The sequence below is a fragment of the Streptomyces asoensis genome, assembly GCF_013085465.1.
Taxonomy (GTDB): domain Bacteria; phylum Actinomycetota; class Actinomycetes; order Streptomycetales; family Streptomycetaceae; genus Streptomyces; species Streptomyces cacaoi_A.
Genome location: NZ_CP049838.1, coordinates 9437111 through 9463524, shown reverse-complemented (window position 1 = coordinate 9463524; position 26414 = coordinate 9437111). Strand labels below are relative to the sequence as shown.

At 72.3% G+C, this 26414-nt stretch carries 21 protein-coding genes and 1 pseudogene; 6 read left to right on the top strand and 16 right to left on the bottom strand.

All coding sequences use genetic code 11. The annotated features are described in order from the left end of the window. Positions 1 to 132: 132 nt before the first annotated feature. The 4 genes from G9272_RS41885 to G9272_RS44840 all read right to left on the bottom strand — a co-directional run bounded on the left by G9272_RS41885 (position 133) and on the right by G9272_RS44840 (position 7079). A complete protein-coding gene (locus tag G9272_RS41885) occupies positions 133 to 4464 on the bottom strand; it encodes a WD40 repeat domain-containing protein (RefSeq protein ID WP_171401421.1) in 4332 nt (1443 codons plus the stop codon). 14 nt (positions 4465 to 4478) lie between these two features. Beyond that, positions 4479 to 5939 carry a lipase/acyltransferase domain-containing protein gene (locus G9272_RS41880; protein ID WP_253268103.1) on the bottom strand — a complete coding sequence of 487 codons (1461 nt, stop codon included), beginning with the start codon at positions 5937 to 5939 and terminating at the stop codon, positions 4479 to 4481. A gap of 258 nt (positions 5940 to 6197) precedes the next feature. Continuing rightward, entirely contained in the window at positions 6198 to 6341 is a 144-nt protein-coding gene (locus G9272_RS41875; RefSeq protein WP_171401420.1) for a hypothetical protein, read from the bottom strand. 138 nt (positions 6342 to 6479) lie between these two features. Next, a complete protein-coding gene (locus tag G9272_RS44840) occupies positions 6480 to 7079 on the bottom strand; it encodes a cell envelope biogenesis protein OmpA (RefSeq protein WP_216377860.1) in 600 nt (199 codons plus the stop codon). 197 nt (positions 7080 to 7276) lie between these two features. On the opposite strand from G9272_RS44840, the gene G9272_RS41865 reads away from it, so the two are divergent. From G9272_RS41865 to G9272_RS41855, 3 genes are all read left to right on the top strand, one after another. After that, entirely contained in the window at positions 7277 to 7786 is a 510-nt protein-coding gene (locus tag G9272_RS41865) for an SRPBCC family protein (RefSeq protein ID WP_171401419.1), read from the top strand. Further along, positions 7779 to 9410 carry a phytoene desaturase family protein gene (locus G9272_RS41860; protein ID WP_171401418.1) on the top strand — a complete coding sequence of 544 codons (1632 nt, stop codon included), beginning with the start codon at positions 7779 to 7781 and terminating at the stop codon, positions 9408 to 9410. The genes G9272_RS41865 and G9272_RS41860 overlap by 8 nt, the downstream gene beginning before the upstream one ends. A gap of 74 nt (positions 9411 to 9484) precedes the next feature. Beyond that, positions 9485 to 10384 carry an SDR family oxidoreductase gene (locus G9272_RS41855; RefSeq protein WP_171401417.1) on the top strand — a complete coding sequence of 300 codons (900 nt, stop codon included), beginning with the start codon at positions 9485 to 9487 and terminating at the stop codon, positions 10382 to 10384. A 10-nt stretch (positions 10385 to 10394) separates the two neighbouring features. Here the strand turns inward: G9272_RS41855 and G9272_RS41850 are convergent, their stop codons facing one another. From G9272_RS41850 to G9272_RS41835, 4 genes are all read right to left on the bottom strand, one after another. After that, positions 10395 to 11624, bottom strand: a complete 1230-nt coding sequence (locus G9272_RS41850; RefSeq protein ID WP_171401416.1) for an aminotransferase class V-fold PLP-dependent enzyme — start codon at positions 11622 to 11624, stop codon at positions 10395 to 10397. A 124-nt stretch (positions 11625 to 11748) separates the two neighbouring features. Next, entirely contained in the window at positions 11749 to 11925 is a 177-nt protein-coding gene (locus G9272_RS41845; RefSeq protein WP_020126612.1) for a hypothetical protein, read from the bottom strand. A 287-nt stretch (positions 11926 to 12212) separates the two neighbouring features. Further along, a complete protein-coding gene (locus G9272_RS41840; RefSeq protein WP_253268102.1) occupies positions 12213 to 12887 on the bottom strand; it encodes an alpha/beta hydrolase in 675 nt (224 codons plus the stop codon). Positions 12888 to 13043: 156 nt separating this feature from the next. Then, complete coding sequence (locus G9272_RS41835) at positions 13044 to 13889, bottom strand: restriction endonuclease (RefSeq protein ID WP_171401415.1); 846 nt, start codon at positions 13887 to 13889, stop codon at positions 13044 to 13046. A gap of 173 nt (positions 13890 to 14062) precedes the next feature. On the opposite strand from G9272_RS41835, the gene G9272_RS41830 reads away from it, so the two are divergent. Further along, the gene (locus tag G9272_RS41830; protein WP_171401414.1) at positions 14063 to 14683 is read left to right on the top strand and encodes a class I SAM-dependent methyltransferase; all 621 of its coding nucleotides are present in this window, start codon (positions 14063 to 14065) and stop codon (positions 14681 to 14683) included. Between the two features lie 8 nt (positions 14684 to 14691). Here G9272_RS41830 and G9272_RS41825 read toward each other — a convergent pair whose 3' ends face one another. After that, complete coding sequence (locus G9272_RS41825) at positions 14692 to 16824, bottom strand: SpoIIE family protein phosphatase (protein ID WP_171401413.1); 2133 nt, start codon at positions 16822 to 16824, stop codon at positions 14692 to 14694. A gap of 272 nt (positions 16825 to 17096) precedes the next feature. On the opposite strand from G9272_RS41825, the pseudogene G9272_RS41820 reads away from it, so the two are divergent. Continuing rightward, a pseudogene (locus G9272_RS41820) lies at positions 17097 to 18126 on the top strand (amidohydrolase family protein). A 49-nt stretch (positions 18127 to 18175) separates the two neighbouring features. On the opposite strand, the gene G9272_RS41815 reads toward G9272_RS41820, so the two are convergent. Next, positions 18176 to 19999: a glycoside hydrolase family 15 protein gene (locus G9272_RS41815; RefSeq protein WP_171401412.1), complete on the bottom strand. Its 1824-nt coding sequence runs from the start codon at positions 19997 to 19999 to the stop codon at positions 18176 to 18178. A 382-nt stretch (positions 20000 to 20381) separates the two neighbouring features. On the opposite strand from G9272_RS41815, the gene G9272_RS41810 reads away from it, so the two are divergent. Continuing rightward, positions 20382 to 20747, top strand: a complete 366-nt coding sequence (locus G9272_RS41810; protein ID WP_171401411.1) for a hypothetical protein — start codon at positions 20382 to 20384, stop codon at positions 20745 to 20747. Between the two features lie 60 nt (positions 20748 to 20807). On the opposite strand, the gene G9272_RS41805 is transcribed toward G9272_RS41810, so the two are convergent. The 6 genes from G9272_RS41805 to G9272_RS41780 all read right to left on the bottom strand — a co-directional run bounded on the left by G9272_RS41805 (position 20808) and on the right by G9272_RS41780 (position 26412). Beyond that, complete coding sequence (locus G9272_RS41805) at positions 20808 to 21128, bottom strand: DUF6191 domain-containing protein (RefSeq protein ID WP_171401410.1); 321 nt, start codon at positions 21126 to 21128, stop codon at positions 20808 to 20810. Positions 21129 to 21227: 99 nt separating this feature from the next. Continuing rightward, positions 21228 to 22049 carry an SAM-dependent methyltransferase gene (locus tag G9272_RS41800; protein ID WP_171401409.1) on the bottom strand — a complete coding sequence of 274 codons (822 nt, stop codon included), beginning with the start codon at positions 22047 to 22049 and terminating at the stop codon, positions 21228 to 21230. 232 nt (positions 22050 to 22281) lie between these two features. Next, positions 22282 to 23388 carry an NAD(P)/FAD-dependent oxidoreductase gene (locus G9272_RS41795; RefSeq protein WP_171401408.1) on the bottom strand — a complete coding sequence of 369 codons (1107 nt, stop codon included), beginning with the start codon at positions 23386 to 23388 and terminating at the stop codon, positions 22282 to 22284. Positions 23389 to 23566: 178 nt separating this feature from the next. Then, a complete protein-coding gene (locus G9272_RS41790) occupies positions 23567 to 23944 on the bottom strand; it encodes a fic family toxin-antitoxin system, toxin component (protein WP_171401407.1) in 378 nt (125 codons plus the stop codon). Next, a complete protein-coding gene (locus G9272_RS41785; protein ID WP_171401406.1) occupies positions 23944 to 24183 on the bottom strand; it encodes a hypothetical protein in 240 nt (79 codons plus the stop codon). Before G9272_RS41785 ends, G9272_RS41790 begins: the two co-directional genes overlap by 1 nt. A 45-nt stretch (positions 24184 to 24228) precedes the next feature. Beyond that, positions 24229 to 26412 carry a beta-L-arabinofuranosidase domain-containing protein gene (locus G9272_RS41780; RefSeq protein WP_171401405.1) on the bottom strand — a complete coding sequence of 728 codons (2184 nt, stop codon included), beginning with the start codon at positions 26410 to 26412 and terminating at the stop codon, positions 24229 to 24231. Between the last annotated feature and the right edge of the window lie 2 nt (positions 26413 to 26414).

Genomic DNA, 26414 nt, shown 5'->3' with positions numbered 1-26414 from the left:
CCGTACCGTTCCCGCCAAATGATCCCCACTGTGACCAAGGGAGCCCGGGTCCGCTGTTGCCGGGACGGCCGGCCTGACGGCTTGTCTCCGTGCGGTGACCGTGGATGAGCTCATGAACTGCGTCGTCCGTGCTCATGCCCGTTGCGCCACCTTCAGCATGGCGACGCCCTGGTCCGTGGCCAGGGCCAGGTTCGAGCCGGCTGCCGCGAGTCCGTGCACCGCCAGGTCCACGGAGATGACAAGACGCTCGATCCAGGACGCCGGGTCCCAGATGCGTACGGTCCGGTCGTTGCTGCCGGTGGCGAGGTGAGTGTGTCCGTCCGTCGCGGTGAACGCTGTGACCGCCTGCACAGCGGCGGAGTGCCCGGCCAGAGGGTGGATGATCTCCTTGCCGATGGCAGGGTCCCAGACCCGCACGGTGCAGTCCTCGCCGCCCGTGACGAGCAAGGTGCGCCCTTCCCATGAGGGGAGGACCAGCATCGTGCGGACTGCGCCGGCATGGCCTCGCAGGGGCGCTTGCGTCTCTTGGCCGGTGACGGGATCCCAGATGCGCACACTCCCGTCATTGCCTCCGCTGGCGAGCAGGATGTGTCCGTCGAGCGCGGTGAAGGTGCTGATGGCACGCACGGCGCCGGTGTGCCCCAACAGCGGTGCCGTGATCTGTTGTCCGGTGACGGGGTCCCACAGGCGCACCGTGCGGTCGTCGCCGATCGCCAGGTACGTTCCGCGGCCCGGTGCGGGGAATGCCGCCACCGCTCGCACGCCACCCGTGTGTCCTATGAGCGACAGCACCCCGTTGCCCGGGACGTCCAGGTCCCAGATCTCCACGAACCCGTCGCCGCTGCACACGGCCAGGAGCGTTTGCCCATGTGACCCGGTGAACGGCGCGAGAGCCTCGACCCGGTGTCCTTGTCCGCGCAGAGGGGTGCCGATCGCATGGCCCGTGGCCGCGTCCCAGATTCGGGTCGTGTCGTCGTTGCCGCCGGTGGCGAGGAACGTGCGTCCGCCGGCCCCGGCGAACGCCACCACCGCGCCCACTTCTTGTGCGTGACTCCGCAGGGTCGGCGAGGCCTGCCGACTCGTGGCCGGGTCCCAGATACGGACCGTGCGGTCGTTGCTTCCGGTGGCAAGGAGCGTGCGTCCGTCGGGCCCGGTGAACGCAGTGATCGCGCCGATCAACTTGCGGTGGCCGTGGCCGTAGAGAGGGGGTGAGGTCTCCCGTCCGGTGGCCGGGTCCCAGAGCCGGATCGTCTCGTCGTCGCTGCAACTGGCCAGCAGCGGCAGCCCGTCGGGCCCGCGGAACGCGGTCACCTCGCCGATCCAGTCGGTGTGTCCTTCGAGAGGTGGCACCGTCTGGCGGCCGGTGCCTGGGTCCCAGACACGAATGGTGCAGTCGTCGCTGCCGCTGGCGAGCCGGTTTCGTCCCTCGGGCGTGGTGAACGCCACCACCGTCTGCACGGCACCGGTATGTCCCTCGAGAGGTGCGATGGTCTGGTGCCCGGTGGCCGGGTCCCAGACGCGGAGGGTCTCGTCGTCGCCGCCGCTGGCGAGAAGTGTGCGTCCGTCGGACGTGGTGAACGCCGTGATGGCCTGGATCGCGCCGGTGTGTCCGGTCAGCGGCTGTGCGGTTTCGTGGCCCGTGGCGGGGTCCCAGATACGGACGGTGCAGTCGTCGCCGCCGGTGGCGAGGAGCGTGCGTCCGTCGGATCCGGTGAAGACGGCCATCGCCTGGACGGGGCCCTCATGACCCACCAGGGGCGAGACGGCGGTCTGGTCGGCCGTGACCGGATTCCAGATGTGTACTTTCCCGCCGTCGGTGCCGGTGACGAGGAACGTGCGCCCACTCGACATGGTGAAGGCCTTCACCACGCGTACGGGACCGGTGCCGCTGTCCAGCGGGGAACTCGTCTGCTCGGCCGTGGCCAGATCCCACAGACACAACGTTCCGTCGTCGCTGGCGGAGGCCAGCAGTGTGTCTCCGTTCGGCGCCGCGAAGGCCGTCACCGCCACGACCTCGCTCTGGTGGCCCTGCAACGGAAGGTGGAGGGGCCGCCGTTGGAGCCGGGCCCAGGCCAGGGACCACGCCGCCTGCGGGTCGAACGGCTGGCGAGGAGGGCTGCTCTGGTCGGTGCAGCGCGCCGTGGCCAGCTCCCGCAGGCCACGCCGGTCACCGGCCGACGCGTCTGCGAGCCGGTCGTACGCCGCGACCACGCCCGCCACGGCCGGCGGCAACGCGAAGCGTCCGAAGCCGGTCAGTTTGGCACTGCCCCGCACGGCAGTGGCGTCCAACCGGTCCAGCAGGCAGGGGCGGGCGCCGAGAACCTCCCAAGCCGTGGGGCCGCCGAGAGCCGCGTGATCGGCCAAGTGGAGACGGACGTAGGGATTCGGTACCTCGTCGGGCACCCGGGCGTCCGCATGGCGGGCGAGCCGGATGGCGATGCGTCGGTGGCGGTCGTCGCTTTCCGGCGGTTGCGCGGGACGCTCGAAGTGCTCGATGAAGGCGCGGTGCGCGAGGCGGTACACCGTCTGGTCGGACTCGATCGCGGCCATGAGGTAAGGGGCTCCGCCCTCGATGAGCCGGACGATGTCCTCGCTGGTGATCGGCAGTAGGCCGTCATCGGGCATGAGCGCGGTGGCCGCGGTGGACCAGATGTCGTCCCGGTCGGGCAGCCCGAGCCCCCGTGAGAGCGCCAGAGCCTCCAGCAGATGGCGATGTATCGGGTTGACGGCGGTGAGGCGCTGCACGGCGCGGCCGAAGAGCCCCCTGTGGTCGGTCGCGAGGAGCGGTGCGGGGTCGTGCGCGAGGCCCGGATCGTGGAGGATCTCGTGCACGGCCAAGCGGGCGAAGAGAAACTCGCGGTCGAGGCGTCCGAGGGCATGAACCGTACGCTCGATGTCTGTCTGGCCGACCTTGAGCGCGCCGCGTTCGTGTGCGGTTTTCAGGCGACGGCGGATGTAGCGGATGGTGGCCTCGCGGTCGCGCCTCACCACGAGCACTTTGTCGCCGGGGTGGTCGGATCCCTCCGTGGCTCCGAGGGCGTCGAGGAGATCCTCGTCGTCGGGGGCCGGAAGGTCCGGCCCCTCCCGGGTGGAGCGGCGGGTTCCGACGACGACCCGGACGCCCGGCGTTCGGGCCAACGGCCGGAGTACCTCCTCCGCGATGACCAGGGGCAGATGAGCCTCGTCGAGGGCGTCCGCGAGCAGGGTGAACGTCCACTTCCCTCCCCCGCCCCCAGGTGCCCCGAGCCGCAGGTCCGCCAGCCGTCCGGTGAGCCGGGCCATCTGGGAGTCGAAGGGCTGGTCGGGGGAGAGCGGCTTGAAGCCGTTGGCTCCGATCTTGCGGCCCACGGCTTCGACGATCCTGTCGAGCAGTGCCTGGGCCGAGACACCGGTGAGGTGGACGGCGAGGTCGAACGCGTCGGTGGGGCGGGGCGTTCCCGGCGGTAGGTCGGAGAGATGTCCGGCACGGAAGAGGGGTTCGGCCAGGTCCGGGCGGGTGTGGATCAGGATGTGCCCGAGCAGTGCCGACTTGCCCGAGCCGGCCGGCCCGGTGACCACGAGCAGCCCTTCCCGCGTGGTGTCGAGCCAGGACAGGATGTCGTAGCGTTCGGTCTCGCGTCCCTCGAAGTACCAGGCCTGTTCGCCCAGTTCACCACCTGCGGCCTTCTCGACGAAATGACGACGCTCGTCGGCCGTGAGCGCGACAAGGGCGTTCTCGATCTCGGCCTCGGTGTCGAGCGGGGCCTGCATCCGGCCGACCACGGTCGGGTGGGTCCGCCGCAGGGCTGCCCGGTTGTGCGTCCGGGCGTAGGCGACGGTGTCGCCCATGGCGCAGTTGATCTGCTCGGCCAAGGCGTAGAGGCTGATGGTGTCGTGCGTTCGGAAGGTCACGGTGAGCAGACGGTCAAGGATCTCCCGGAACGCGCCGAGGGTTGCACTGCCGTCGTGCGAACTGGCCACGAGGATGAAGTCGCTGACGTCCGGGTCCAGGATCGCCTGACTGCTCATCAGCTCGATGAAGCGGCGCGACTTGCAGGTATCGACGACGACGGCGGCCCAACCGGCGTCCTGCCGTGCCTGCCTCCTCTTGAGATGCTGAAGAATCTCCAGATGAGAGATGCCGTTCGTGTCGAGCGGTCGAGGGCTTTTCGCGTGGGCGAGCAGTGCGTGGAAGAAGCCGTCGCTGGCGCCGTGTCCGACCCAGTACAGGACGGTGTCACAGCCGGTGCGGTCGGCGGACCATGCGGCGAGGCGGTCGTGGACGGCGTCGGGACCGCGGCCTTCCTGCGGAGCACGCCAGGCGTCGGTCTCGGCGCCGAACGGAGTCAACAGGGCGGCAACCGCGTCGACTTCCGGTCCCGTGGGCAGGGGAGGGTGGTTGTCGTAGTGGCCGATGTCGATGGGGAAGAACTGGAGCGGGCTGCCGGCGGAACGGTCGTCGTCCTGGGTGTCCTGTGGGGCCATGGGAGGTGCGGGTCTCAGATCGGGTCTGTGAGATCGAGGGCGAGGACGAGTTGGGTGAGGGGCGGGGTGCCCTCGGTGATGACCCGTATCCGATACAGCCCGGGGGAGGGCAGTGTGAGGGAGGCGGCGACGGTGCCGTCGTGCCAGCCCAGGCGACCGGTGTCGACGCGTCGGTCGGTTTCGGCGTCGTGCACCGAACAGGCGATGCCGGCATGGCTTTCGAGTTCCTCGCCGGGTGCGGGTGTCAGGCGTGCGAGCCAGGGCCGGCCGGCTTCCACACAGTCGGGCAGGTCCAGGCCGATGCCGCCGGCGCCCAGGGCGGGGCCGAGGTGCTGGTCGCGCTCGGTGAGGATCGCGCGGACGTGGGCGAGGGCGACTCCGTCCTTGGCCAGGGAGCCGTGCTGCAACGGAAGCCACGTCACTCCCTTGCTGCCGGACAGCGCGGCGGCGTCGCGGTAGACGGTGCCATCGCCCGCCCGGTCCCGGCGAACGGGAAGCCCCGCTGCCGGATCTCGCGCCAACTCGCCATCCCCGTCGCGTTCGAAGGACAGGTACTGCTCGTACACCACCCCGCCTTCAAGACGCAGGCTCTGCGCGGTGGGCTGGGCAACTCCGACGATCGACCGATGCCCGGGGAGGCCCGGCGCGCCGGGGGCACGCATGCGCTGTTGGAAGTCCTGCGCCTCCGCGGCCAGTTCCTTGTCGCCGCCGAGTCCGGCGACGTCGGACGGGGTGAGCCGGAGCACGTCCTCGCCCGCGTCGACACACCGGTAGTCCGGCAACAGGTCGTGCACACCCGGCAGGGTCCTGGCCAGGGCCTGCATTCTGCGTCTGGGCCTGGCGGGCAGCGGGGCGGAGCGGTTGCCGCCCAGGATGACCGCGGCCTTGACCGAGCCGAGGAACGGCGTCCCGAGAGTGACGACACAGCGGGTGTCGGCGCCCAGATCGCTCCCCTGGGCCGCGGCGCGGGCGAACGCGGCGCGTGTGACCAGGCCGCCCATGGAGTGGGCGACGATCACCAGGCGTGCCTCTCGTTCGTCGGGGTGCAGTCGCCGTGCCCTGCTGTGGGCCTCGCTGCCGCGCCAGGCGGCAAGGTGGCGATGAGCGGCCTCGGCCAGCAGTGCGCCGTTGACCTCCACCGGCAGCCGCCAGTCGTACGCGAACGCCAACACGGCCGCCGGATCGGCCACGGCATCCCGTACGGTCTTCAGCAGGTGGTCGTATGGCTCCAAGCCGTGCAGGAAGGGCGCCCAGGCAGGGAATCTCAGCAGTCCGGCGGGCTCGACCCGCCCGTAGCGCCCCGATCGCTCGCTCTCGTCCAGATGCAGCCGCCGCAGTGACTCACCGCGCCCCTGCCACGCCGACAGCAGCCAGCCGAGATCCTCCAGTCCCCATAAGAGCCGCCGGGACCCCGTGGTCTCCCGTAACGCGCTTCCCATGATCCCCGGCACCACGACCACCGCGTCATGCGTCATGTCCCGCGAGATCAGCGGCTGACCGGTCCACGGCCCCGGCAGCTGCGCCGACGAGAGATCTGAGCGTTGCGTACCCCGAGGCGTCATATCAGGGAACTGTAGCCAGCGCACAAGGCGGAGGGAGACGAAAACCGAGGTCTCAAGGCGCACTTGGCGCGAGTCGAAAACCGTGCGTACCGGTGGTCATCGCCTGGAGGGGGCCCTTCGCGTCAGCGACCCTGGTGACAGTTTCGCCGTCAACGAAGACATCGTCGGCGGTCAGCGTCGCGTGCGCAGGCGGGCCAGCAGGCCGCGCGCCTGGGCACGACGGCGCGGATCGGCCGCCGCACGCCGTGCCTGCTCCATCGTGCGCCGCCCCTGCGGGCTCCTCGCGAACTCCTTGATGCGCTGAATGACGCTCATCTCTGTCCTCCCCTTGTCTGTCGGTGTACTGCCTCTTCCGGTCGTCCGGTTACCCCCGAACGCGCCGATCAGGCTCGTCGGACGGGTCGTCGGGATCGCTCGGACGGACGGCCCGCTCCCCCGCCGTCGGCCGTCCGCTCACGCCGCGCGTCCCCTGGCCGCCGTCGTCCGCACCGGCGCGGCCGCGGGGCGAGCGCCCGCCGCCTGGGTGCGGGCGGCGCGGACCCGGTAGGTCGTCTTCGTCGGGTCCGTGACGGGCTCGCCGACCGTGATCCGGCCGGCCGCGTACAGCTCGTCGCACTCGGTGGCGGACAGCGCGACATAGCAGCCTCCCCGGCCGCTGTCGGCGTCCAGCGGCCGCCAGTAGCCGTACACCCGGCGTCCACTGGCGTGCTCGGTGACGAACACGGGCGTACGGGGGTCGGAGACGATGCGCAGCACATCGGCCCCGGCACGGCCCGGCGACGCGCCGGTGCGGGACGGCTGGGCCGACCGCCTGTCCCTTGCCGCGCCGCCGCCGTCCGTGCGAGCCGCGGCGGGCGCCGGTCGCGGTGCCGGACGCGTCACCGGACGTGCCTTCTCCTCGCGGCCGAGCGGGAGCGGGCCGCGCTGACGCGGCACCCCGGCGGCCATGACGACTGTGCCCGCCGCGCCGGGTATCTCCTCGTTCCGACGCCGCCAGGGGTGTGCGTCGGAACGTACGTCGAGGATCTGCGGCTGGACGGCGGTGGGCGGCATGATCGATGACCTTTCCTCGGCAGGGACATGAGACCGACTACCCCGCTGAGCCGAAGTTGATCTCATGTGGGGCATCCTTCATGACGGCACTGACAACGGGCGGGTTCACCGGCGCCGCATCATGCCCTCCCAGCGGTTGACCTCCGGCGATACGGGCACTCGGCGAGCCACGTGTCAGCGACTGCGGGAGGTGCACGGTGGCGGTACGGCATCAGCTGGTCAAAGCGAGTCCGCAGGCGGTGTGGGACGTCCTCGCCGACGGAGACCGCTACGCGGAGTGGGTGGTGGGCACGTCGTCGACCCGGGAGATGACGGGCGAGTGGCCCCACGTGGACGCGAAGATCGCCTATGCGGTCCGGGTGGGGCCCGTCAGCCTCGCCAACGAGACGGTCGTACGACGTTGTGAGGAACCGGACGTGCTGGAGCTGGAGGCACGGGCGGGCGTGCTGGGCACGGCGCGCATCGCGTTCGAGCTGCGGCCGTGGGGCCGCCACTGTCTGGTGATCCTGGACGAGCATCCGCTGCAAGGCGTCGGCGGACTGCTGCACAACGCCGGCGTGGAGGTGGTGACCCAGATCCGCCACCGGGCCCTGCTCGGCCGGCTGGCGAAGGTGTGCGAGTCCGAGGCCCGCGGCGGACGGTCCGACGGCCCCCGCAGGACGCCCGCGGCGGCGCGAGCGCACGCCGAGGGGGGCGCCGATGCCTGACGCGGTGGTGATCGGGGCCGGACCCAACGGGCTGGTGGCGGCGAACCTGCTGGCGGACGCGGGCTGGAGCGTGGAGGTCCTCGAGGAACAGCCCGAGCCCGGCGGCGCGGTGCGGCACGACCGGTCGGTGGATCCCGAGTTCGTCAGCGACCTCTTCAGCTCCTTCTACCCGCTGGCCGTCGCCTCCCCGGTCCTGTCCGGGATGCGGCTGCACGAACACGGTCTGCGCTGGAACCATGCGCCCAGTGTCGTGGCCCATCCCCTCACCGACGGCGGCTGTGCGCTCCTCGACCGCAGGCTCGACGTCACCGCCCGCTCCCTCGACGCCTTCCACGCCGGGGACGGAGCCGCCTGGCGCCGTCTGCACGAGGTGTGGGAACAGCTCCGCCCGGACATCCTCGGCGCGCTGTTCACCCCGTTCCCGCCGGTGCGGGCCACGGCCCGGCTGGCGGCCCGGCTGCGCGCCGCGGGCGGCCTGCGACTGGCCAGGACGTTGGCCCTGCCGGTGCGGCGGTTGGGCGAGGAGGAGTTCGGGGGCGAGGGCGGCCGGCTGCTCCTGGCCGGCAACGCCCTCCACGCCGATCTCGCTCCGGAGGCCGCGGGCAGCGGCGGTTTCGGCTGGCTGATGGCCATGCTCGGCCAGTCCTACGGTTTTCCCGTGCCGGCCGGCGGCTCCGGGGCCCTCACCGAGGCCCTGGTCCGGCGGCTGCGCGCCCACGGCGGCGTGTTGCGCTGCGGGCAGCGGGTCGGCCGGATCATGGTCCGGGACGGGCGCGCGGTGGGGGTGCGGACCACCGACGGGGAGCAGGTCGCCGGCGACCGCGCGGTGCTGGCCGATGTTTCCGTCCCCGCGCTGTACGGAGTGCTTCTGGAGCCGGAGCACCTGCCCTCCCAGCTGCTGTCCGACCTGGAGCGTTTCCAGTGGGACTTCGCGACCTTCAAGGTCGACTGGGCGCTGAACGGGCCGGTGCCCTGGCAGGCGGAGGCGGCGCGTCGTGCCGGGACCGTGCATCTGGCCGACGGCCTGCACGAGCTCACCCGATTCGCCGCCCAGCTCGCCATGGGGCAGGTTCCCGACCGCCCCTTCGCGCTGTTCGGCCAGATGACGACCTCCGACCCCGGCCGCTCCCCCGCCGGCACCGAGTCGGCCTGGGCCTACACCCATGTGCCCCAGCTGGTCGAGGGCGACGCCGGCGACGAGGGACTCACAGGCGCCTGGGACGCGAGCGAGCAGGAGCTGATGGCCGACCGGGTCGAACACCAGGTCGAGCGATTCGCTCCCGGTTTCCGGTCCCTGATCCGCGCCCGCCGCATCCTCGCCCCGCCCACTCTCCAGTCCCTCGACGCCAATCTGCACGGCGGCGCGATCAACGGCGGCACGACCGCGCTGCACCAGCAGCTCCTCTTCCGCCCCCTGCCCGGCAGCGGGCGGCCGGAGACCCCGGTGCGCGGGCTGTTCCTGGCCTCGGCCGGCGCCCATCCCGGCGGGGGCGTCCACGGCGCGCCGGGCGCCAACGCCGCCCGCGCCGCGCTGCGCCGGCACCGCCCGCCCGGCGGCACGTTCGTACAGCGGGCGCTCGCCCGCCGGGACCGCACCGGCGCGAAGAAGCCGTCTGCCGGCTGACCGGTGCCACTCCCGCCGAGGAACCGAAGAGCCGAGGAGCCGAAAAGTCGAAGAGCCGAGGAACGGAGCACGCCGTGCATGACAGTCCCCTCGAAGACCGCACCGCCGTGGTCACGGGAGCCGCCCGCGGGGTGGGAGCGGCGCTGGCTCGGGAGCTCGCACGGCGCGGCGCCCGCCTGGCGCTGATCGGCCACGAGGGGGCCGCGCTGCGGTCCGTGGCCGCGTCGCTGCCCACTCCCGCGCTGGCCGTCGAGGCCGACGTCACCGACGGCGAGGCGCTGGAGCGGGCGGCCGAGGTCGTCCGCGCGCGGCTGGGGCCGCCGTCGGTCGTCGTCGCGAACGCGGGAATCGCGGAAGGCGGCCCGTTCGCCTCGGCGGACATGGCCTCCTGGCGGCGGGTGATCGACGTCAACGTCACGGGCAGCGCCCTGACGGCACGCGTCTTCCTGCCGGACCTGGTGGAGTCGGCGGGCTACTACCTCCAGATCGCTTCGCTGGCCTCGATGGGGGCCGCCCCCCTGATGAGCGCCTACTGCGCCTCGAAGGCCGGCGTGGAGGCCTTCGCGCACGCGCTGCGGGCCGAGACGGCACACCACGGCGTGGCCGTCGGCATCGCCTACCTGAACTGGACCGACACCGACATGATCCGGGACGCCGACCGGCATGCGGTGCTGCGTGAGCTGCGCGCTCACATGCCACCGCCCGCCCGACGTGTCTTCCCGCCGGAGTTCGTGGCGACCCGCCTCGCCACGGCCGTGGAACGCCGGCGCACCGCCGTCTACGTCCCGGCCTCGCTGCGCCTCGTCCAGCTGACGCGGGCCGCACTGCCGGCCCTGGTCGTACGCCGGTCCCGCCGCGCGCTGCCCCGTCTGGAGGCAGCGGATGCCTTGCGTCCCACCGGGCCGCTCGGCGCCGGTGGCCGAGCCGACGAAACGGCGGCGGCGCAGCGCCGTGGCACGCCGAACGGGCGGTGAGCGCCGGGGCCTACGACTCCCTTGCCTCGCGGGCCCATTTCTCGACGACGGGCACACAGGTCTCGGCGAAGTACGCGTAGTCGTCGGGGGTGTTGTAGAGATGGGCGGACAGCCGGAGGTAGCCGAGTCCGTCGAAGCTGGTGAACGCGGCTTCCACGCCCAGTTCGGCGGTCGCACGGTCGCGCAGGGCGTCCGCCGCGACCCGGCTCGTGCCCAGGCCCTCCGGCAGGCGGACGAGCCGCATCCCCGGGACGGGCAGCCCGACGTCGACGGGATCGGCCGGGGCCCCGATCCGACCGAAGGCCTCCGCGACGACACGGGCGCCGTGGTCCGCCAGTTCGTCCATGTACCGGCGGGCCGTGTCCCAGCCCCAGGTGTCGTCGATGAAGTCCAGTGCGGCGGGCGCGGCCAGGAAGCCGGTGGCGTCGAGCGTGCCCTGGTGGTCGAAGCGGTCCGGGAAGGGTTCGGCCGCGCCCCATGAGTCGATCAGTGGATGAAGGTCCGCCCGCAGCGGGCCGTGGGCGACGAGCGCCGCCGTACCGCGCGGGGCGCACCCCCATTTGTGAAGGTTGCCGACCCAGGCGTCGCAGACCAGTCCGTCCAGGGGCGCGGCCAGCAGACCGGGGGCGTGCGCGCCGTCGACGAGCAGGGTGATCCCGCGCCGCGCGGCTTCGGTCCCGACGCGTTCGACCGGCATCAGCCGGGCCGTCGCGGAGGTGATCTGGTCCAGGACGATCAGGGCGACGCCGTCGTCCACCTGCGCCATCACCGCTCGGTACGCCTGCTCGGCGTCGGCCGCCAGCGGCACCCGGGCCGTGCGTACGCCGGTCCCCCAGCGGCGGGCCAGCCGCTCCGCGCCCATGGTGACGGCGCCGTAGCCGTGGTCGGTGACCACGATGTCCCCGCCGGGCCGGGCGGCCAGCGCGGCGTAGACGACGCTGGCCCCGGCACTGGCGTTCGGCACGAGCGCCAGGTCCTTCGCGTCGGTCCGCAGCCGACCCGCCACGGCCGCGCGGGCCGCGGCGATCCGGCCGGGCAGCGACGGGAACCAGGCGACCGGGGCTCGTTCCATCTCCGCCCGCAGGGCGTTCTGCCGCTCCTGCGCCACCCGTGGGACGGCGCCGAACGAGCCGTGGTTGAGATGCCGCATGTCCGGGTCGAGCGTCCAGGCCGCCGACGCGGGTCGCCCGTCCGGCAGCGTCAACGGTCGGGGCACGGTGACGACTTCGCCCTCGTTCACGGATCTCCTCGGATCGTCCCTGGTCGGGTGCCCTGCCGGTGCCGGGCGGGCCCACGATACCCAGGGCGCGTGGGGACTCGGGACGGGCGTCCTCGGGACCTCAGCCCCCCCGAACCTCAGAACCTCAGCCGAAGAACGACCGCTGCGCGGGCAGGCCGGGGGTGAAGGAGGACGGGGCGCTCATGACCCGGTCCAGGTCTCGCTTGATGCGTTCGGCCTCGCCCTTCACCTGAGCGGGCACGTCACCGCGTTCGATGATGAGGCGGTGGTAGATCGGGGTGTCGTCGAAGACGGGGATCACCGAGGGGGCTCTGCTTTCGTGGACGGTCGGGCAGGCCGACGCGGGCAGGACTTGCTTCGGACACGGCCGACGATCCGACGGAGCGAACCGGCGCTTTTGTGACGTCTCCTGACGGTTCGACAGCGGAACCGCCCGCGGTGACGTCATCGTATTGTCCCCGATGGCCCGGGTGCGGGTGACCATGGGGGCCCGGAAGCGGTCGCGGTGGGCTGCCGAGAGGTGCCCCGGAGGTGCCCCAACCGCCCTCGGCACGACCCCTTGCCGTCGGCGTGCGGCTCCGCCCGCCGTCACCACGGCAGGGGGCCGTCCGCCGCGCAGGCCTCGCCGGCGAGACCCTCGATGACCGGCTCCGGTCGCAGGAGTTGGGCGACGATCGCGGCGGTGGCACGGTGCCAGTCGGCGCAGCGCCGGAGCATGGCGTGGTCACCGCGGCGGACGAGGACGATGCCTGCCTGCGCCGCCGCCCGCCGGGCCCGCCGGACGTAGTCCGCGGACTCCCCCGGATCGGTCACCCGGTCACGGTCTCCGTGCAGCACGACGATCCTCTTCCCGCCGAGATGGTCGACGGGTTCGCCGGGCGGGCACCACGGCGCCAGCGCGAGGACACCGCGCACCGCGGGGTCGGCCGCCGCCCGTAGCGCCGCCCGGCCGCCCATCGAGTGGCCCACCAGGGTCACGGGCACCTCGCCGACCGTCCGGCGCAGTTCGTCGAGGGCCCGTACGGTGTCGTGCACGGGGTCGGCGGTCGCGTTCCAGCCCCGGTAGCGGTAGCGCACCTCGCCGACCAGCACGTCCTGACGGTCCGTCGCGGCCACGGCCGCCCGGAGGACGGGACGCATGCGCAGGGCGGCCAGGTGCCAGCCCCGCGATGCCTCCCGGCTGTGTTCCCGGCCGCCGTGCAGGACCACGACCGCGGCGCCCGGCGAGGCGGCCGGCCGGTGCCGCACCACCAAGGCGGACATGCTCCCCGCAACGCCTCCTCCGTCTCCGCCCGCTTCCCCGACCGCTCGTTCGCCCGCTTCTTCGCCCGCCTCTTCGCCCGCCTCTTCGCCCGCTTCTTCGCGCACTGCCCGCCGCCTCTCTCGCCGCACACCCGGATCTTCTCGACGGTCACCGGTTCAGCCCGCCACGAACTCCGGCTCCCACGGCCTCGGACCCGCCGCGTCCTGCCAACGCCCAAGGTCCTCGCCGTCCACGCACACGATGCCGCATTGCCGCGCGTACTCGACGGCGGGCGCCGTGAAGTCGCCGGTGGTGACGACCGCCGCGACCTCGGCCCCGTGCACGGCGAAGCACGTCCCGCCGAAGCGCTGCATGTCCTGGGAACCGACACGGTTGGTATCGCTGTACCGCTTGCACTGGATGACGAGCACACGTCCGTCCGGTGTCCTCGCCACGACATCGGCGCCCAGATCGCCGGCCCCGCCGACGACCTCCACCTCGGTGCAGCCGTCGCGCCGGCACAGCTCGGCTATCGCCTGCTCGAACTCGTAGGGGTCCAGCTCCTCGTAACCGATCTCCTCGGTGTCGGCCGACACGTCGTCGAGAGGGTGCTCGGAGATCTGACCGAGGGGCTGACCGAGCGGGATCGTCGGTTCCACGTCGAGTCCCCCACCGACAAACTCCGCCCGCGGCACGGCCGGCCCCGAAGCAACAGCGGGTGGCGCGGTCTCGAGAGCCTCGACCACCGTCTCCGTGGCCGCCTCCAAGGACTTCGCGGCACGGCGTGCGAGCCTCGCCGCCGAGAACCTGCGCCGTCCGGCGGCGACGACAGCGGCAGCACCGACGAGCACGAGCGAGACGGCCCAGCCGGGACGGCGCTCCGCCGCGGCCATGGCGGTACGGGCGACCGTGCCCAGCAGGGTCAGCAGGATGGCGAGCAGCACGAAGTACACGGCCGTGGAACGAAGTTCGAACCGACGCGGACTACGCGCGGGCTGCGGAACGTGTGGCGGTACGGCCATGACGGTGCGTCCTCCCGAGTACGACAACGAAGATCATCGAGCGTGTGCCCAGGTCCGGGAGGTTCTATCGGGAGAGGCGAGCCCACGCGCTCGTGGGGCCGCACACACCGCCTTGTCGCCCTCGGGGAAAACCACTCGCGACTCCTCACCGGGCGCGGCTAGCGTGCACCGGCGTGGACATCGAAGATCCCAAAGAGCTGGTCCGGCGCGGGTATGACGCGCTCTCCCTCCGCTACGACGAGACGTACGGCGCGGAGACGAAGTACCGGCCATGGATCCGCGAACTGTCCCGTCGTGTCCCGGCAGGCGGCACCGTGCTGGACCTCGGGTGCGGAAGTGGGGTCCCCGTCGCACGTGACCTGGCGGCCGCAGGTCACCGTGTCACGGGCGTGGACATCAGTGAGGTGCAGATCCGCAGGGCTCGGGAGCGCGTGCCGCAGGCCGAGTTCATCCATGCCGACGCCACGGCGGTGGACTTCGGGCCGGCCTCCTTCGACGCGGTCGTCTCGTTCTACGCACTGATCCACATTCCGCTCGACGAACAGCTTCCGTTGCTCCGGAAGGTCGCCGGATGGTTGCGACCGGGCGGTTGGTTCCTGGGCACCACCGGCCATCGGGCCTGGACCGGTGTCGATGAGGACTGGCTCGGTGGTGGGACCCCCATGTGGTGGAGCCACGCGGACGTCGCGACGTATCGGGGCTGGATCGCTCGGGCCGGGATGGTGGTCGAGCAGGAGGAGTTCGTGCCCGAGGGCGAGGGCGGTCACGCTCTGTTCCGGGCGCGCCGCCGCTGATGCGTGCCCTAGGTGAAGGCGAGCAGCGGGAGTTCGGCGGTGTCGCTCAGTTCGGCCCAGACCGTCTTGCCGCGGCGGGCGTGGCGGGTTCCCCAGTGTTCGGCGAGCTGGGCGACCAGGAGCAGGCCTCGGCCGCCTTCGTCGAAGACGCGGGCCCGGCGCAGGTGAGGGGTGGTGCTGCTGCCGTCGGAGACCTCGCACAGGAGGGCGCGGTCGTGGATGAGGCGCAGCCGGATGGGGGGTCGGCCGTAGCGGATGGCGTTGGTGACCAGTTCGCTGACGACCAGCTCGGCGGTGAAGTCGAGTTCCTCGAGGCCCCACTCGCTCAGCTGTCGGGAGACGTCCGAGCGGGCCCGGGCGACGGCGGCGGGTTCGGCGGCGAGGTCCCAGGTGGCGACCTGGCCGGCGCCCAGGGCGTGGGTACGGGCCAGGAGCAGGGCGACGTCGTCGTCCGGCCGGTGCGGCAGCAGGGCCTCGATGACGTTGTCGCAGATCGCCTCCAGGGAGGGCGCCGGCTGGGCGAGGGCGTGGCGCAGCGTGGCGAGGCCGGCGTCGACGTCGTGGTCGCGGGACTCGACCAGGCCGTCGGTGTAGAGGGCGAGGAGGCTGCCTTCGGGGAGTTCGAGCTCCGCAGCCTCGAACGGCAGGCCGCCCAGGCCGAGTGGCGGGCCGGGCGGCAGATCCAGGATCTCGACCGTTCCGTCCGGGGTCACCAGGGCGGGCGGCACATGTCCCGCGCGGGCCAGGGTGAAGCGGCGGGAGACGGGGTCGTAGACGGCGTACAGGCAGGTGGCGCCCATGTCCCCGGCGGCTTCGCCGTCCACGTCGTCGGAGGCTTCGCCGGACGGACGCAGGACGATGTCGTCGAGGTGCGTGAGGAGTTCGTCGGGCGGCAGGTCGATGTCGGCCAGGGTGCGTACGGCGGTCCGCAGACGGCCCATGGTGGCGGCGGCGTGGATGCCGTGCCCGACCACGTCGCCCACCACGAGGGCGACCCGGGCGCCGGACAGCGGGATGACGTCGTACCAGTCGCCGCCCACGCCGACCTGGTCGCCCGCGGGAAGGTAGCGGTAGGCGACCTCGACCGCGGACTGCCGCGGCGCACCGCGCGGGAGCAGGCTGCGCTGGAGGGCGAGGGCGGTGGCGCGGGCGTAGCTGTAGCGGCGGGCGTTGTCGACGGCGACGGCCGCCCGGGCGGTGATCTCCTGGGCGAGGAGCAGGTCCTCGTCGTCGTAGAGGACGGGGTTGCGGTGCCGGCAGAACCGGGCGACGCCCAGCGTGGCGCCGCGGGCGCGCAGCGGCACGACCAGGGCGGAATGGACGCGAGGGGCGTCGGCGGCGGCCGTGTCACCGTGGTGCTTGGCGGGCTGCCCGGTGACCAGGGCGCGAGCCTCGGGCGACCCGTCCGGGCAGATGTGGAGCTCCTGCGGTGCGGCGCCAGGTTCCGGACCGTCGTCGGCCACTGATGCCCGTGCGGTCCGGCGCAGTACGAGGGGGCCTTCGCTCGGGAATTCGTGGCCGTGCAGCGCGGCGTCGAGCAGGTCGACGGTGACCAGGTCGGCGAAGTACTCGACGGCGTGATCGGCCAGCTCCTGCGTGGTGCGGGCGATGTCCAGGGTGGTGCCGATGCGTACGCCCGCCTCGTTCACCATCGACAGCCGCCATTGCAGCCGGCGGTCCCGCTCCTCCTGGAACGCGATGACGCCCTGCTCCGAGGTGCGGTCCACGTACGCGGCCGCCGTGGCGATCACGTGCCGTGTGGCCGCGCTGACCAGCTCGGCGTCTTCGGTGAACCGGGGCATCTCCGCGAGCAGCCGGTCGAGGACGACGGCCTGCGCCAGCCGGAAGGCCCGCAGCATCGTGCCGAGAGGGGTGCCGTGCCGGGCCAGCCGGCGCGCGCGGTCCACGTCCGCCGGCGGTGGTTCGATCAGGCCCGGCTCGATGGCGTGCTCGAGGCCGAAGAGCCCGGCGGCGATGTGGTCGGCGATGTTCTCCGCCGCTATACGCGCGATGCCGGGGTCGTCCCACAGCTCGGGAAGCTCCCGCCGCAGGCCGCTCTCCACCTCGGCGATCAGCTCGTCCGCTCGGGAACCGAGCTCGCGTACGACACGGGACACGAGACCGGCAGCCGTCAGGTCCACAAGGACGACGTTACGCCGTACGGGCGCGTAGGCCTCCTCGGGAGAGGTCCACCCGGGTGCCTCTCTTGCTGTAGCGGCCGTTCCGGACGATCACGTGCGCACCCTCGCCGAGTGGATCGGGGCCCGACGGTCGCTTCTCCCGGCCCGGACGCCGCCGCTCGGGCAGGGAGGGCGTGTTCGGCCGTGCGGGTCAGTCGTCGGGGATGCCCGCACCGCTGAGAGCCGGGACGGTCTTCTCCGGGCGGGCGAGGGAGCGCGCGCCGAGGCGGAGGATCGACGTCCACCAGCACCTCGTCCCGTCGCTCTACCGGGACGTCCTCGCCAGGGCGGGTATCGCCGAAGCGGGCGGCCGCGCGCTGCCCGACTGGAGTCCCGAGGCGGCGCTGGAGCTGATGGATCTGCTGGGCACCGAAACGGCGATCCTCTCCGTCTCCACTCCCGGGGCGGGTTTCCTCACCGACCCCGGCGAGGCCGCGGGCCTGGCCCGGCGCCTCAACGACTTCTCCGCCGCTCTTCCCGCCGCACACCCCGGGCCGGTTCGGCTGGTTCGCCACGCTGCCCATGCCCGACGTCCACGCGTCGGCGGTGGAGGCCGGGCGCGCCCTGACCGGGCTCGGCGCGGACGGGGTGACCCTGCTCGCCAACAACCGGGGCAGCTACCTGGGCGCCGGCGGCCAGGACGCGCTGTGGCGGGTCCTCGACGAGCACGGTGCCGTCGTGTTCGTCCACCCCGCCGATCTCCCGGCCCCCGCCGTCGACGGCATCCCGCCGTTCGCCGCCGACTTCCTCCTGGACGCCACCCGCGCCGCCTACCTCCTCGTACGCAACGGCGTCCCGCGCCGCCACCCGAACATCCGGTTCGTCCTCAGCCACGCCGGCGGTTTCGTGCCCTACGCCTCCCACCGCATGGCCGTCGCCATCGCAGCCGACATCGGACGCAGCCCTCTCGACATCCTCGACGACCTGCGCGGCTTCCACTACGACACCGCGCTGTCCTCCAGCCCCGCCGCCCTGCCCACTCTGCTCGCCTTCGCCCGCCCCGGACACGTCCTGTTCGGCAGCGACTGACCCTTCGCGCCGATGCCCGCCGGCCAGTACTTCGCCAACGGCCTCGACAGCGGCGTCGACTCCGGCACCCGCGCGGCCGTCAACCGCGCCAACGCGGAGGCGCTGTTCCCCCGGCTGGCCGGCACCGCCCCCGCGCCGGTGGCCGCCCGTCCGCTCCCGGTGCGCCTGCGCCGGTCCGCACAGCGCGCCGGCGCCCGCCTCTTCTTCAAGATCGTCCAACCCGGAACCGACTGAGGGCTCCCCTGCGAGCGCCTTCACCGGGGAGTGCCTCCGCGACGGCGGCTCAGCGCTGCGCCCGCGCCAGTTCCTCGTCGAGGGCAAGGGCGGAACCGATCAGGGCGAGGTGGGTGAACGCCTGCGGGAAGTTGCCGAGTTGTTCGCCGGTGGGACCGATCTCCTCGGCGAAGAGGCCGACGTGGTTGGCGTAGGTGAGCATCTTGTCGAAGGCGTACCGGGCCTGGTCGACGCGGCCCGCTCGGGCGAGGGCGTCGACGTACAGGAAGCTGCACAGCGAGAAGGTGCCCTCGCTGCCGCGCAGGCCGTCGGGCGAGGCGGCCGGGTCGTAGCGGTAGACCAGGCTGTCGGAGACGAGTTCCCGCTCCATGGCGTCGAGGGTGGACAGCCAGCGCGGATCGCGCGGCGTGATGAAGCCGACCGCCGGCATCAGCAGGAGGGAGGCGTCCAGGACCTCGCTGCCGTAGTGCTGGACGAACGCCTCGCGCCGCCGGCTCCAGCCGCGTTCCATCACCTGGCGCAGGATGGCGTCACGGGCGGCGGTCCAGCCGGTCAGGTCGGCGGGGCGGGCGAAGTCCCTCGCGAGGCGGATGCCGCGGTCGAAGGCCGTCCAGCACATCAGGCGGCTGTAGGTGAAGTCCTGCCGGCCGCCACGGGTCTCCCAGATGCCCTCGTCGGGGCGGTCCCAGTTCTCCTTGAGCCAGTCCAGCAGCCCGGCCAGGCCCAGCCACCCGTCGTAGCCCGCGCCGTGGACGAGGTCGTCGGTGCGGGTGAGGGCGTGCACCGCCTCGCCGTAGATGTCGAGCTGGAGCTGGTCGGCGGCGCCGTTGCCGACACGGACGGGGGCCGAACCGCGGTAGCCCTCGAAGTGGTCGAGGGTCTCCTCGGCGAGGTGGGGGTCGCCGTCGATCCGGTACATGATCTGGAGGGGTTCGCCGGTGACCGTGCGGCCGTCGCGCACGCGCTCCCCGAGCCAGTGCCGGAAGGCGAGAGCCTCGTCGGTGAAGCCCAGGCCGAGCAGGGCCTGCATCGAGAGGGAGGCGTCCCGCACCCAGGTGTAGCGGTAGTCCCAGTTGCGTTCTCCGCCGGGCTGTTCGGGCAGGCCGGTCGTCGCCGCCGCGACGGGGGCGCCGGTGGGGGCGTAGGTGAGCAGCTTCAGGGTGATCGCGGACCGGTTCACCATGTCCTGCCAGCGCCCCCGGTAGTGGCTGCGGCTGAGCCAGCGGTACCAGAAGCCCCGGGTGCCGTCGAAGTCCGCCCGCAGGCTCTCGACGGTCGGTGGGGCGGGCGGGTCGGCTCCCGTCGCGCACACGGTCAGGACGACGGCGGCCCGCCCACCGTGGCCCAGCTCGACGGCGCCCCGGACGTCCTCGCCGTCCCGCTCCAGGGTCACCGGCCCCGCGCTCCGCAGGAACGCGTCGGTGCCCGGGCCCGAGAAGTGTGCGCTGTCCGGGCGCAGGTCGAGGCGGTGGACGGCGCGGCCGTAGTCGAAGCGCGGGCGGCAGGCCAGCGCGAAACGGACCCGGCCGCGCGTCACCCGCATGACCCGGACCAGCCGGTGCCGGTCGGTCGCGGTCTCCGGACGCTCGACCGGCATGAAGTCGACGACCTCGCCGACCCCGTCGGGGGTGAGGAAGCGGGTGATCAGGACGGCGGTGTCGGCCAGGTACAGCTGGCGGGTGGTGACGTCCGCCCCGTCGACCGTGACGGCGAAGTGACCGCCCCGCTCGTGGTCCAGCAGCGCGGCGAAGAGACTCGGCGAATCGAAGCGGGGGGCGCAGAACCAGTCGACCACTCCGTCGGACGAGATGAGGGCGGCCGTCTGGAGGTCTCCGACCAGCCCGTGGTCCGCGATGGGGGGATAGCGGCGCATGGTGATCCTTTCGGCCTGCTCCGACGTTCCGGCCGGACCGCGTCCGCCACCACAAGGATTGCGCCGCACCCGCGCCCCGGCACGTCGGGCCGCGGGTCACCGATCCCCGGTCGGGCCGGCCGGCACCAGGTCGTCGAGGACCTGCGCCCGCTCCCGCGGTGGCCGGTGACCGGCGTTCTCGACCGGAACTACCGGAGCTACCGGAGCTACCGGAGCTGTTCGACCTTGACGGTGCCGGCGAGCTCGATGTCGGCGGCGGAACGGCCGACGTGGACGGGCGCCTCACCGGTGGCGGTGACCCAGCGGCTCCCGGAGTCGTCCCGGTACGACAGTGCGCGTCGTAGGATCTCCCGCTGGTGGTCGGCACAGCCTGGGGGCTTACATGGAAAGACCGGACGACCGCATCGCATCCGTCCTGCGCTTCGCCTCGGAACTCGTCGCCTGGGTGGCCACCCCGTGGGCCTTGTCCACGTACTCGTGGCTGTACGCCGTCCTGGCCGTGGTGGTACTGATCGGCCTGCCGACCGTCTTCTCGACCCCGGGGGACAAGACACAGGTGATCATCCCTGTCTCGGGCACGGTCACGATCCTGCTCGTGCTGCTCCAACTCGCCGCTGCCGCGATCTCCGCATGGTGGGTATGGCCCACCTACGCGGCAGTCCTCGTGTCTCTCCTGGTGGCCATCACCCTCGTCACGGAACGCCAACGGTGGCGGTGGCTGCTCTCCAGGGACCGGCACAGCGGCTGAGCTGCGGGATTGTCCGCGGGAGCCGGACGCTCGCGGTCGGTCGTGAGCCGGGCCGTACGGCTAGCGGTCGGCCTGGGGCAACCGGACGACCGCGACTCCGCCGTCCAGGTCCACCGTCGTCCGGTTCGGGGGCGCGCCGTCCTCCTCGTCGTCCCGCATCACCAGCGCCGACCGGCGCTCCTTGAGCTCGTTCTGCTTTCCCGGCGAGAAGCTCGCGTGGAGCTGTTCGAACCCGGTCGCCGATATCTGGCCCTGCCGGGCGCTGTTGCGCCAGGGCAGCAGTCCGGCCCGCCCGGCGTGGAGAAGCAGCTGGTCGGCGAAGGCCACCGCGGTCAGCAGGATGACCAGCCCGGGCAGGGTCATGAAGACGGCGAATCCCATGCCCCCAGTATCCGGGCCGACGCGCGAGGTGGACAGGCGGCCCCGGCGGGCTCCCGGCCCCGGTGATCCGGGGCCGATGCCCCGGGGCCGGCCGGACTGCTACGGCTTGCGTCCCACGCCGCAGTAGGCGTCGACGGCGGCGAAGTTGGCCGAATCATCGAGGTGCGCACGCCACTTCGTCACCTGGACGATCCCTGGCTCCACCAGTTCCAGCCCGTCGAAGAAGCCGCCGATCTCCTCGATGGCGCGCACGTGGTACGGCACGGCACCGCTCGCGTTGTACGCCTCCGACGCGGCGATCATGCCCTCGCTGGTGGCCGTGCTGTCGCTGATCACCAGGTGGCTGCCCGAGGGGAGACCCGCCATGAGCCGCCGGACCAGGTCGCGTGCCTGCTCGTAGTCGCCGACGTGGCCGAGCGTGTTGAGGATCATCAGTGCGACCGGCCGGGAGAGGTCCAGCGTCCCCGCGGCGGCTTCCAGCACGGCTTCCGGGTCGTACAGGTCCGCGTCCAGATAGGCGGTCCTGCCTTCCGGCGTGCTCGTCAGCAGGGCGTTCGCATGGGCCAGGACGACGGGGTCGTTGTCGACGTACACGATCCTGGCGTCCGGGGCCACCCGCTGTGCCACCTGGTGCGTGTTGTCGGCGGTGGGCAGACCGGTGCCCACGTCCAGGAACTGGCGGATGCCCTGCTCGTCGGCGAGATAGCGCACCGCACGCCCCAGGAAGTGCCGGCTGGTGACCGCCACGTCGACGAGGCCGGGGAAGATCTCCTTGATGTGGTCGCCGATCTCCCGGTCGACCTCGTAGTTGTCCTTGCCGCCGACGAAGTAGTTCCAGAACCGGGCCGAGTGCGGCTTGGACGTGTCGATCCGGCCGGGTCCCCCGGCGGTCGCGGTGGTCTGGGAGGTGGAATCCGACACGGCAAAAGCCTCCTGCACGGCTACGTAGATGATCAGGGCACCAACGTAGGCGAACTTTCTTTCCAGGCAGGGAAGTTGAGAGCGCTTGCCGTCGCCCGGCATGCCGTTTCGGCCAAATCGGCAGCTCCGTGCGGCGAGTCGACACCGGTAAGCGGTTTCCCGAGGGTGACCGACATGTGACCGACATGTGGCCGACGACGGCCGGCGACCGCGGCGGCCCGGGGCGGGTGGTTCAGCCGGCGCTGTAGCCGAGTTGGCGCCTCATGTACGGGGTCATAAGGGTCTTCGCCTTCGCCAGCACCGAGGTGCGTCCGCCCAGTACGGCGCTCTCGCCGCCCGGCACGGGCAGCACGGTCAGTCCGTCGGCGGGGCCGAAGGGCACGATGAGCGGGGTGCGTTGGACCGGCCGGTAGAAGCGGGGCTCCTTGCGATGCCTGCCGGAACTCTTCAGGTGGACGCGGATGTTGTGCGCGGCGAGATCGGCCTGGGCCAGCGCGGCGGGGGTGATCTTGAGTTCGGTGGCGTCGTTCACGTCGCCGACCGCGAACACGTCCGGGTGCCCCGCGACCCTGAGCCTCCGGTCGACCTTGATGTGCCCGGCCGCGTTCAGCCAGTCACCGTGTCCGGCCAGCCGCAGCCAGAGCGTGTTGGGTGTGGTGCCCGTCGCCCAGAAGGAGAGGTCCGCGTCGATGACGTTGCCGCGCGCGTCGCGATAGGTGCCGAAGTCGTTTCCGGGGGACATGAACGAGTCGAGGCGCACCTCCACGTCGTGGGACTCCAGCCAGGCCAGCGCTCGGCGTCCGGCCCGCACACTGCCGGCGGAGTTGAGCAGCGCCGTCCCCGCGTGGGCGAGGGTGACCCGGGCGTCCGGCCGGGCCAGGCGGATCTCGGCGCTGAGCTCGACGCCGGAGGGCCCACCGCCGACGACGAGGACGTGTTCGGCGGCGGCGACCTTGCGCTGGTGGCCGGCGAAGGACTTGATCGTCTCCTCGGTGGTGGTGCCGGTGAAGCGGGCCGGCTCGGGGTAGTCGGCGCCGGTGGCGATCACGACGACGTCGTAGGGAAGCCGTTCGCCCGTCGCCAGGACGACCTGCCGTTCGTCGGTGTCGATGCGGACCGCCTTGCCCACGACCACCCGGCCGTCGCGCAGCAGCCGGTCGTACGGAATGAAGGGGGTGACCGACCACTCCGGGCGCACGCCGGCCCGGAGCGAGGCGATGCGGTGGAAGAACACCTCTTTGCGGTCCACCAAGGTGACCCGGGCCGTCGCGTCCAGTCGTTTCGCCAGCCGGACGCCCGCGTAGCCTCCGCCGATCACCACTATGTCGCCGTCGCGCACGCGCGTCTCCTGTGCATGGGGGGAAGCGAGCGGCGCGCCGTGGGGGCTTCCTCGGCCACTCGAACTGCCGACGAGCGTAGCGCTTGAACTTTTAAGTTCACGTGGAGCCGTGTGCAGTTGTGTGCACGTTCGGTGAAGCCGAGAGCCGTGAAGTCGTGGGCCGTGAGCCGTGCGGGGTTCAGGTGGCTCGCGGCCAGGCGCGCAGCAGCGCGGCGATCCTTCCGGCGGTGCAGGTGGGATCCCGCAGGAGGTCGCGCAGGGCCACCGCGTCCTCGCGGGTGGGCTTGACCGGGATCCCGGAGGCGTCCAGGTACATCACGCCCGTCGCCGCGGCGACGGCCATGTTGGAGCGCTCGAGCCAGCGGCAGCGGCCGAGGACGTGCACCAGGGCGGCGGCGCGGGCGTAGGGGCCGTCGTAGACGGGCTGCTCGAGCAGCTCGGCGCGGTGGCAGGCGACCGCCGCCACCGGCACCCCGTAGTCCTCGGGGGTGGGGTCGGCCGCGCCGGCGATCTCCGCGACCTGGAGGATCCAGGGGACGTCGATGTGGAGTTCCATCAGGCGGCGTGCGCTCCCGGGACGTGCCGGTCGGCGTCCTCGGCCTCGTCGAAGACGGACTGGTGCTCGTCCAGGAAGCGTCGTGCCGCGTCCAGGCCGCGCTGACGCAGCCCGTCGGCGTCCTCGCGGACCAGGGCGGCGATGTACTCGCCGAGAGGCAGGCCACGGTCCTTGGCCCGGGCCCTGGCCAGCTCCGCGATCTCGTCGTCGACGCGCGCACCCAACTGTGTCTTCGCCATAGGCCGACGGTAACAGCTGTTACCAGTCTGCGGCAGCCCCCTTCTTCAGCGGCGCAGGTTCGCCGCGCCCGCGGCCGCGACGACCCGGTCCCGTTCGGACCGTGTGAAGAGGCCCTCCGACAGCCAGACGTCGGCCACGGCGCGCACCGCGTCCACGAAACGGGCGGAGGTCGCGAACGGCGCCTGCTCCCAGAGGACGTCGAGGAAGGTCAGGCCGTCCCCGCGGGCGCGGTTCGCCACCCCCGAGTCGCTGGCGCCGAAGACGACGACCGGCTCGGTACGCCTGAAGTAGGCGTGGTAGGCGGCGTCGTCCGCGATGTGGAACGGGGCCAGGGTCAGGCCGTGTGTGGTGAAGTGCTGGGGGCGCCCCTCGGGCCGGACCGCGTCGGCCAGGTCGCCCCGGAGCGTGAAGTCACGGTAGAAGGAGAACTGCCGGAACGCCGTTTCCCGGCTCCGCGCGACCAGCAGGACCGGCCCGTGGAACAGCGACTGGACGGTGGGATCGTCCAGCGCCCTTTCGACGCGCAGGCGGTAGGGGGCCGAGGCCGTGACCCGGTCACCGCGCCGCCAGTTCCTGCTCAGGGTGAGGTAGCTGCCGGGCATCGCCTGAGCCTGTTGCCGGACGCCGTTGACCGCGACCGTGAAGCCCGCCGTGGCCCAGGACGGCACCCGCAGCTTCAGGTCGAGTGTGCCGCCGCCCTCACGGAACGTCAGGGTGCGCACGCCCTCGGCCGGGTAGCTGCTCGCCTGCTCGATGACGAGCCCCCGCTCCGGAAGGCGCAGGGTGGAGGCGAGGTAGAGATTGACGTACACCGCGTTGCCGTCGGCGGAGCGGAAGTAGACCGAGTCCTGGTACTTGGTGTGGTTCTCCATGCCGGTGCCGCCGCAGCAGGTGCCGGTGTTGTCGTACTCGCGCACCACCCCCGGACCCATGCCGACGAAGTAGGTGACCTCCGGGCTGACCGTGCTCGCGGCGTCCCGGCGCGAGGCGAGGATGTGGTTGGTCAGGCCCCGCTCGTAGTGGTCCATGTAGGCGGGGTCCGGCTCGTGGAAGAACAACTGCCTGCTCAGTTTGAGCATGTTGTACGTGGCGCAGGTCTCGGCGTTGTTGTCGCCCAGGGTGGCCGCGATGGCGTTCCGGGCCCGGAACATCTCGCCCTGACCCGTGCCGCCCAGGCTGTACGTCCGCGGTCCCGCCACCATGTGCCAGAAGTTGCGGGCCGCGGCCGCGTACTTCTCGTCCCCCGTGTGGTCGAACAACCGCACATAGCCGGTGAACTGGGGAATGTGCTGGTTGGCGTGCCGGCCCTCCAGGATGTCCCGGTCGCCGGCGCAGGCCTCCAGCAGCGAGGTGTTGTCGAAGCAGCGGGCGGCGGCGAGGTGCTCCGCCCGTCCGGTGAGGGCGTGGAGGTCCGCCAGCACCTCGTTCATCCCGCCGTACTCACCGGCGATGTAGATCGACCACATGCGCTCCAGCTGCGCCTTCGGCAGCCGGCCGAGCCTGCTGTGCACCCAGTCGCCCATCTTCGAGGCGATGGCGAGGGCCTGTGCGTTCCCGGCCAGGGTGTACGCGTCGAGGAGACCGCGCATGATCTTGTGGCAGGTGTAGTACGGCGCCCAGATGGTGGGGTAGGTCGTGTAGCTCTCCAGCAGGATGAACTGCGTCTCCGGGTACGCCGCCAGATAGCCGGGGTGGCTCGGTTTCGGCGAGCCGTGCTCGGCCAGGGCCTGCTGGCACTCGCCGAGCGCGGCCACCAGCTGGTCGAGCTTGGTCTTCAGCGCCGCCTCGCGCGTGTCGGCGTACGCCTGGGAGACGAGGGTGAGGAAGTGGCCGCCGTAGTGGCCGCGCAGATTGCCGTCGGCGGTCTCCCAGCCGCCGGGTGGCCGGGCCCCTCGGGTGTCGAGCCCGGCGTTGGCCCGGAAGACGGCCAGGATGCGGTCAGCGGGGTAGGCCCTGGCGTAGTCGAGCATCAGATCGCGCTTGCGGCGGAAGACGCCGTCGCCGAGGGTCACCTGGTCCAGCGGGAAGGGATGTACCGCCCAGGTCGCCGGGACGGCTGCCGGGGCAGCGGTGGACGGGACGTGTGCCGGAGTCCCGGCGAGCGGCGTGGCGGTGGAAGAGGTGGAGGCGGTACGGGCTGCCGCCGGAATCGGGTACAGCAGCGGGGCGGCGGCCGCGGTCCCTGCGGCCAGCCTCAACAGATGGCGGCGAGTGGGGGGTTGGGACATGC

Excerpts from the sequence above, each read along its gene's own strand:
- G9272_RS41885 (WP_171401421.1), bottom strand. The coding sequence starts at position 4,464 with ATGGCCCCACAGGACACCCAGGACGACGACCGTTCCGCCGGCAGCCCG.
- G9272_RS41880 (WP_253268103.1), bottom strand. The coding sequence starts at position 5,939 with ATGACGCATGACGCGGTGGTCGTGGTGCCGGGGATCATGGGAAGCGCG.
- G9272_RS41875 (WP_171401420.1), bottom strand. The coding sequence starts at position 6,341 with ATGAGCGTCATTCAGCGCATCAAGGAGTTCGCGAGGAGCCCGCAGGGG.
- G9272_RS44840 (WP_216377860.1), bottom strand. The coding sequence starts at position 7,079 with ATGCCGCCCACCGCCGTCCAGCCGCAGATCCTCGACGTACGTTCCGAC.
- G9272_RS41860 (WP_171401418.1), top strand. The coding sequence starts at position 7,779 with ATGCCTGACGCGGTGGTGATCGGGGCCGGACCCAACGGGCTGGTGGCG.
- G9272_RS41840 (WP_253268102.1), bottom strand. The coding sequence starts at position 12,887 with ATGTCCGCCTTGGTGGTGCGGCACCGGCCGGCCGCCTCGCCGGGCGCC.
- G9272_RS41835 (WP_171401415.1), bottom strand. The coding sequence starts at position 13,889 with ATGGCCGTACCGCCACACGTTCCGCAGCCCGCGCGTAGTCCGCGTCGG.
- G9272_RS41815 (WP_171401412.1), bottom strand. The coding sequence starts at position 19,999 with ATGCGCCGCTATCCCCCCATCGCGGACCACGGGCTGGTCGGAGACCTC.
- G9272_RS41810 (WP_171401411.1), top strand. The coding sequence starts at position 20,382 with ATGGAAAGACCGGACGACCGCATCGCATCCGTCCTGCGCTTCGCCTCG.
- G9272_RS41805 (WP_171401410.1), bottom strand. The coding sequence starts at position 21,128 with ATGGGATTCGCCGTCTTCATGACCCTGCCCGGGCTGGTCATCCTGCTG.
- G9272_RS41790 (WP_171401407.1), bottom strand. The coding sequence starts at position 23,944 with ATGGAACTCCACATCGACGTCCCCTGGATCCTCCAGGTCGCGGAGATC.
- G9272_RS41785 (WP_171401406.1), bottom strand. The coding sequence starts at position 24,183 with ATGGCGAAGACACAGTTGGGTGCGCGCGTCGACGACGAGATCGCGGAG.
- G9272_RS41780 (WP_171401405.1), bottom strand. The coding sequence starts at position 26,412 with ATGTCCCAACCCCCCACTCGCCGCCATCTGTTGAGGCTGGCCGCAGGG.